General features: G+C 68.8%; 6 protein-coding genes. 5 read left to right on the forward strand and 1 reads right to left on the reverse strand.

Translation table 11 applies throughout. From position 1 onward, the window contains the following. Positions 1 to 766: 4,5-DOPA-extradiol-dioxygenase (ygiD, locus tag UUA_RS14010; RefSeq protein WP_039954117.1), on the reverse strand; the 766-nt coding region annotated here is incomplete at its 3' end. A gap of 185 nt (positions 767 to 951) precedes the next feature. On the opposite strand from ygiD, the gene UUA_RS14015 reads away from it, so the two are divergent. From UUA_RS14015 to UUA_RS14035, 5 genes are all read left to right on the forward strand, one after another. Next, positions 952 to 2,436 carry an aldehyde dehydrogenase family protein gene (locus tag UUA_RS14015; RefSeq protein WP_008437979.1) on the forward strand — a complete coding sequence of 495 codons (1,485 nt, stop codon included), beginning with the start codon at positions 952 to 954 and terminating at the stop codon, positions 2,434 to 2,436. Positions 2,437 to 2,487: 51 nt separating this feature from the next. Then, on the forward strand, positions 2,488 to 3,042 hold the full coding sequence (locus tag UUA_RS14020; RefSeq protein ID WP_008437980.1) for an HdeD family acid-resistance protein: 555 nt from the start codon (positions 2,488 to 2,490) through the stop codon (positions 3,040 to 3,042). Between the two features lie 48 nt (positions 3,043 to 3,090). After that, on the forward strand, positions 3,091 to 3,702 hold the full coding sequence (locus tag UUA_RS14025; protein ID WP_008437981.1) for an NAD(P)-dependent oxidoreductase: 612 nt from the start codon (positions 3,091 to 3,093) through the stop codon (positions 3,700 to 3,702). Positions 3,703 to 3,736: 34 nt separating this feature from the next. After that, positions 3,737 to 4,282, forward strand: a complete 546-nt coding sequence (locus UUA_RS14030) for a Dps family protein (protein WP_008437982.1) — start codon at positions 3,737 to 3,739, stop codon at positions 4,280 to 4,282. A gap of 63 nt (positions 4,283 to 4,345) precedes the next feature. Then, positions 4,346 to 5,959: a glycosyl hydrolase family 79 N-terminal domain-containing protein gene (locus UUA_RS14035; protein WP_008437983.1), complete on the forward strand. Its 1,614-nt coding sequence runs from the start codon at positions 4,346 to 4,348 to the stop codon at positions 5,957 to 5,959. Positions 5,960 to 6,198: the final 239 nt, after the last annotated feature.

The raw sequence follows: 6,198 nt of genomic DNA on the forward strand, positions 1-6,198 counted from the left end.
AGCCGCCGTCCATGCCCTCGATCGGAAAGCTCACCGGCTCGCCCGGGTCGCTGGCGCCGAGCACGTACAGCAGCGGCAGGTAGTGGTCGGGCGTAGGGATGGACAGCTCCGCGTCGCGGCCCAGCGCCTCGTAGTTCGTCAGCGTCGCGTGGTCGCCCTGCACGATCAGCTCGCGCGCGGTCGCCTCGAAACGCTGTGCCCAGTCGAACGGCTCGACTGGATGGCGGCCCCAGGCATAGCTGTGCAGGTTGTGCACCACGTCGCCGCTGCCGATCAGCAGGATGCCCTCGTCGCGCAGCGGCCGCAGCATCCGGCCCAGCCCGTAGTGGAACGACGGCGGCTGCGACTCGTCGATGGACAGCTGCACCACCGGCACGTCGGCATCGGGATAGACGTGGCGCAGTACCGACCAGGTGCCGTGGTCCAGCCCCCACGACACGTCCGCGCGCACGTCGAGCGGGCGCAGCAGTTCGCGCACGCGGCGCACCAGCTCGAGGTCGCCGGGCGCGGGGTATTGCACCTCGAACAGCTCGCGCGGGAAGCCACCGAAATCGTGGATGGTGCGCGGCGCCGCCATCGCGGTCACCGCGGTGTCGGGTACGTACCAGTGCGCCGACACCGACAGCACCGCTCGCGGCCGCGGCAGGCGCTGGCCGATCGCCGCCCAGCCCCGCGTCCAGGCGTTGTCGTGCAGCGCGTTCATCGGATTGCCATGCCCGAAGAAGATCGTCGGTATCCGGGTCGCCGGGGTATCTCGCTCAGGCATCGGGAGCACTCCACAAGGGACGGTTCATATCCACGTCTTGCTGACATCCGCCGCGTTAGTCTGGCGTGATCGGCGGTAGGGCGCCACGGTTCGCGGATGGACGTCTGTCCGCGCCGCGGACGCCGCGCGGTGACCGCCGGGTTTCTCAACTACTGCCGCGCCACCATGCATGCCAGGAAGCCGATATGAGTACACCAAGATCGCCTTCGAAGCCGTATGACGGCTTCGACCACCAGCCGATCGCCGGCACCTGGCGCACCGGCCGCTCCACCCGCCACAACACCGACATCGACCCCTACACCGGCAAGACCCTGGTCACGATCCCGCTGGCCACCGCGCAGGATGTGGACGACGCCTACCGCGCCGCCGCCGACGCGCAGCCCGCCTGGGCCGCCACCGCACCGGCCGAACGCGCACAGGTGCTGCATAACGCGTTGCGCATCTTCGACGAACGGCGCGAGGAGATCACCGGCTGGCTGATCCACGAGGCAGGCTCGACCCGCCTGAAAGCGAACATCGAATGGGACAGCGCGCGCGCCATCACCCGCGAAGCAGCCTCGTTCTCGTACCGCGTGGCCGGCCGCATCCTGGCCTCGGACATTGCCGGCAAGGAGAACCGGGTCTACCGCCGCCCGCTCGGCGTGATCGGCATCATCAGCCCGTGGAACTTCCCGATGCACCTCACCCAGCGCTCGCTGGCGCCGGCGCTGGCGCTCGGCAACGCGGTGGTGATCAAGCCGGCCAGCGACACCCCGGTCACCGGCGGCCTGCTGGCGGCGAAGATCTTCGAAGAAGCGGGCCTGCCCGCCGGCGTGCTCGGCGTCGTGGTCGGCGCCGGCAGTGAGATCGGCGACCATTTCGTGGCGCATCCGCAACCGCGGCTGATCTCGTTCACCGGCTCCACGGCGGTGGGCCAGGGCATCGGCCGCATCGCCTCCAGCGGCGCCCATCTGAAGCGCGTGGCGCTGGAACTGGGTGGCAACAGTCCGTTCGTGGTGCTGGCCGACGCCGATGTGGAACAGGCGGTACGCGCCGCCGTGTTCGGCCGCTTCCTGCACCAGGGACAGATCTGCATGAGCATCAACCGGATCATCGTCGATGCCAAGCTGCACGATACCTTCGTCGAGCGCTTCGTGGACCACGTGCGCAAGCTGAAGGTGGGCGACCCCGACCACATCGCCACCGCGATCGGCCCCATCATCGACGCCGACCAGCTGCGCGGCCTGATCGAGAAGATCGCGCTGGCGAAGCAGCAAGGCGCCACCCAGGTGCTGGGCGGCGAGCCGGACGGGCAGCTGTTGCCGCCGCACGTGTTCACCCACGTCTCACCGGAAAGTTCGCTGTTCCGCGACGAATCGTTCGGGCCGATCGTGCCGATCGTGCGCGCGAAGGACGAGGCCGACGCGCTGCGGCTGGCCAACGCCACCGACTACGGGCTTTCCAGCGCGGTGTTCTGCGGTGACCTGGAGCGCGGCGTGCGTTTCGCCCAGGGCATCGAAGCAGGCATGACCCATGTGAACGACACCTCGGTGGAGGATGAGCCGCATACCCCCTTCGGCGGCGAAAAGAACTCCGGCATCGGTCGTTTCGGCGGCGACTGGATCATCGACGAGTTCACCTCGGCGCACTGGGTTTCGGTGCAGCACACGCCGCGCAGCTATCCGTTCTAGTTCCGTATGGTCCCTCCATACGGTCCGCAACCTGTCACGGAGACATCGCCCATGGCTACGACCAGCGCCATCAAAAACAACGCAAAGAGCAACGCGGTTCCCGGCAGCGGCTGGATCATCGCCTGGGGCTTGCTGCTGATCATCGCCGGCGTGCTCGCCCTGCTGATGCCAGCCATCGCCGCGCTGGCGACCGCGCTGTACTTCGGCTGGCTGCTGATTTTCGGCGGCGTGTTCGAGATCGCCTACGCGATCAAGACGCGCGCCCGGCGCGGCTTCGGCTGGAAACTGTTTTCCGGGCTGCTGACCCTGGCGCTGGGCATCGCGATCCTGGTCATGCCGGTGGTCGGCGTGGCCTCGCTGGCCCTGCTGGTCGGCGGCTTCCTGCTGCTCGGCGGCGTCGCGCGCAGCATCCTGGCGTTCCAGCTCAAGCCGCTGCCGCGCTGGGGCTGGGTCCTGGTCGACGGCCTGCTGTCGATCGTGCTGGCGATCCTGATCCTGCTGGGCTGGCCGGAAAGCTCGCTCGCCTTCATCGGCCTGCTGACCGGCTTCTGGCTGATCTTCACCGGCATCTGGCGCGTCGCACTGGGCAACGAACTGCGGGCGTGAGCGTCCGCCGAGAATGATGATCGACTGCCACCTCACCGGGAGCCCACCATGAAGATCGCTTTGCTTGGCGTCAGCGGCCGCGTCGGCTCGCGTCTGCTGACGGAACTGCTGCGGCGCGGCCACCAGGTGACCGGCATCGCCCGCGACACCGGCAAGGTGGCCAGCCAGCCGCAGCTGGTGCTGAAGCGCGGCGACGCCAACCAGCCGGCGCAACTGGTGCCGCTGCTGGCCGGCCATGACGCGGTGTTCAGCGCACTGAAGTTCGCCACGACCGACGCCGCGTCGCTGATCGCCGCGGTGAAGCAGGCGGGAGTCGCCCGGCTGCTGGTGGTCGGTGGCGCCGCCACGCTGGAAGTGGCGCCGGGCCGCATGCTGCTCGACACGCCCGACTTTCCCCCGGCCTATCGGCCCGAAGCCGAGGGCGCCCGCCGCTTCCTCGACGCCTTGCGCGGCGAGCGCGAGCTCGACTGGACCTTCCTGTCGCCATCGGCTGAGTTCGACCCCGGCGAACGCACCGGCACATTCCGCCTGGGCGGCGATCAGTTGCTCACCGACGCCAGCGGCAAGAGCTGGATCTCGATGGAGGACTACGCGATCGCCCTCGTCGACGAACTGGAAACACCGAAGCATTCGCGGCGGCGTTTCACGGTGGGCTACTGACCACCCCCGAACATTCCGACCAGAGGACCCCCCCATGAAGAAATCCGGCAGCAACAAGGCCTCCCCGCAACGCCTGCAGCACGCGCCGCTGGCCACCCCCACCGATCTCGACGCCCGCGCCACCCGCGACGTGAGCGGCGCGATGAACGCGATCCTCGCCGACGTGTTCGCGCTGTACCTGAAGACGAAGAACTTCCACTGGCACATGAGCGGGCCGAATTTCCGCGACTACCACCTGCTGCTGGATGAACAGGGCGCCCAGCTGTTCGCGATGACCGACCCGATCGCCGAACGCATCCGCAAGATCGGCGGCAGCACGCTGCGCTCGATCGGCCACATCGTGCGGCTGCAGCGCGTCGACGACAACGACGCCGACTACGTCGAACCGACCGACATGCTGGCCGAGCTGCGCGAGGACAACCAGGCGCTGGCCGCGCGCCTGCGCGAGGCCCACGGCGTGTGCGAGGAACGGCGCGACATCGCCACCGCCAGCCTGATCGAGGAATGGATCGACGAGACCGAACGGCGCACCTGGTTCCTGTTCGAAACCACCCGCCGCGGCGATTCCAGCGGGCATTGACCGCCGTGGATGTCCCGATGCATAGCGACGGCTGGCGGAACGTCCACTCACGAGGCTCGGCACATGACCACGAACAGGCTGATCGGATTCGCCGGCGCTGCCTTCCTCGCCGCGCTAGCGGCAACCACGGGCGCGGCCGCGCCATCAACACCGGCGCTGGCGCCGGCCTCGCTGCCGGCGATCGCGACGGTCGACGCGCGCTACCAGTCGTACAACGTCGAGATGGCCGAGGTGGTCGGCGGCAACTTCTGGAAGCCGTACACCGCGGCGAGCATCGCGGCGATGAAGGCCAAGGCGACGGCGGGCGAGGCGGCGGCCGGGGTGGCCGGGCAGGACCCGACGATGTTCCAGGCGCGCGCGCCGATCGACCTGGCCAGCCCGCGCCTGCGCAAGCTCGCCGCGGCGCTCGGGCCGGCGTACATGCGCACCAGCGGCACCTGGGCCAATACGGTGTACTTCCACGACGCCGATGGCCCCGCGCCGGCCAAGGTGCCGGAAGGATTCCAGGGTGTGCTCAGCCGCGCGCAGTGGAAGGGCGTGATCGACTTCGCGCAGGCAGTGGACGCCCGCCTGGTCACCTCCTTCGCGATCGGCGCCGGCGTGCGTGACCAGAACGGCGTCTGGACGTCCAAACAGGCACGGAAGTTCGTGGCCTATACCAAGGCGACCGGCGGCGACATCGCGGCAGCGGAGTTCTTCAACGAGCCGGACATGCCGGTCTACGGCGGCGCGCCGAAGGGCTATACCGCACAGGACTATGCGCGCGATTTCGCGGTGTTCCGCGCATTCGCGCACCAGGCTGCGCCCGACATGCAGATCGTCGGTCCCGGCTCGGTCGGCGAGGGCGTGCTGATGCCCACGATGGGCGGCGGCGGACTGGCCGCCGGCCTGGTCAGGACCGCGGACATGCTCGCTGCCACGCCGAAGCCGACGTTCGACGTGTTCTCGTACCACTTCTACGGCGCCGCCTCGATCCGCTGCGCATCGATGGGCGCCGGCGCGCAGACCGCCGCCGCCGATGCGCTGTCCGAGGCGTGGCTGGCGCGCACCGACACCAGCTACGACTTCTACGTGAAAGGCCTGCGCGACCGCTACGCACCGGGCAAGCCGGTATGGATCACCGAGACCGCCGACGCGGCCTGCGGCGGCAACCCCTGGGCCGCGACGTTCCTGGACAGCTTCCGCTACCTCGACCAGCTCGGGCGGCTGGCCCGGCGCGGCGTCAGTGTGGTGTTCCACAACACGCTGGCGTCCAGCGAATACGGCCTGCTGGAGGGGAACACGTTCACGCCCCGGCCCAACTACTGGGCGGCCCTGCTGTGGCACCGGCTGATGGGCAGCACCGTGCTCGACGCCGGCCCGTCGCATCCCGGCCTGCACCTGTACGCGCAATGCCTGCCCGGACATCCCGGCGGCGTGACCGTGCTGGCGATCAACAACAGCCGCGCCCAGCCCGCATCGATCGAGCTGCCGTTGCCGGCCCGGCGGTACACGCTGGGCGCGACGAAACTCGAAGACAGCCAGGTTCAACTGAACGGCCACACGCTGGCACTGGCGGCCGACGACGCGCTGCCTTCACTGCAGGGCGCATCGGAAGCGGCCGGTCGCGCCGCGCTGGCGCCGGCCACCATCACCTTCTTCGCCATGGCGGACGCAGCAAACCCGGCCTGCCATTGAGAGGTTGTGATTTTTTCAACCTCTCAGGCCGGCCAGGGCGAGGGCATGGCGAGGGCATGGATGCCCGAGTTGAGGCAACGCAGGAGCAGTTGCCCGATGCCCGAGTTGAGGCAACGCAGGAGCGGTTGCCCGAGGGCCGGGCATGAAACAGTCACGCAAGTGACTGTTTCATGTGAGCGAGTCCGGGCGTGTACCGGACTCGCGACTGAAGAAAACCACAGGAAGTGGTTTTCTTCACA

It is taken from the genome of Rhodanobacter thiooxydans LCS2, assembly GCF_000264375.1.
GTDB classification, from domain to species: Bacteria; Pseudomonadota; Gammaproteobacteria; order Xanthomonadales; family Rhodanobacteraceae; genus Rhodanobacter; species Rhodanobacter thiooxydans.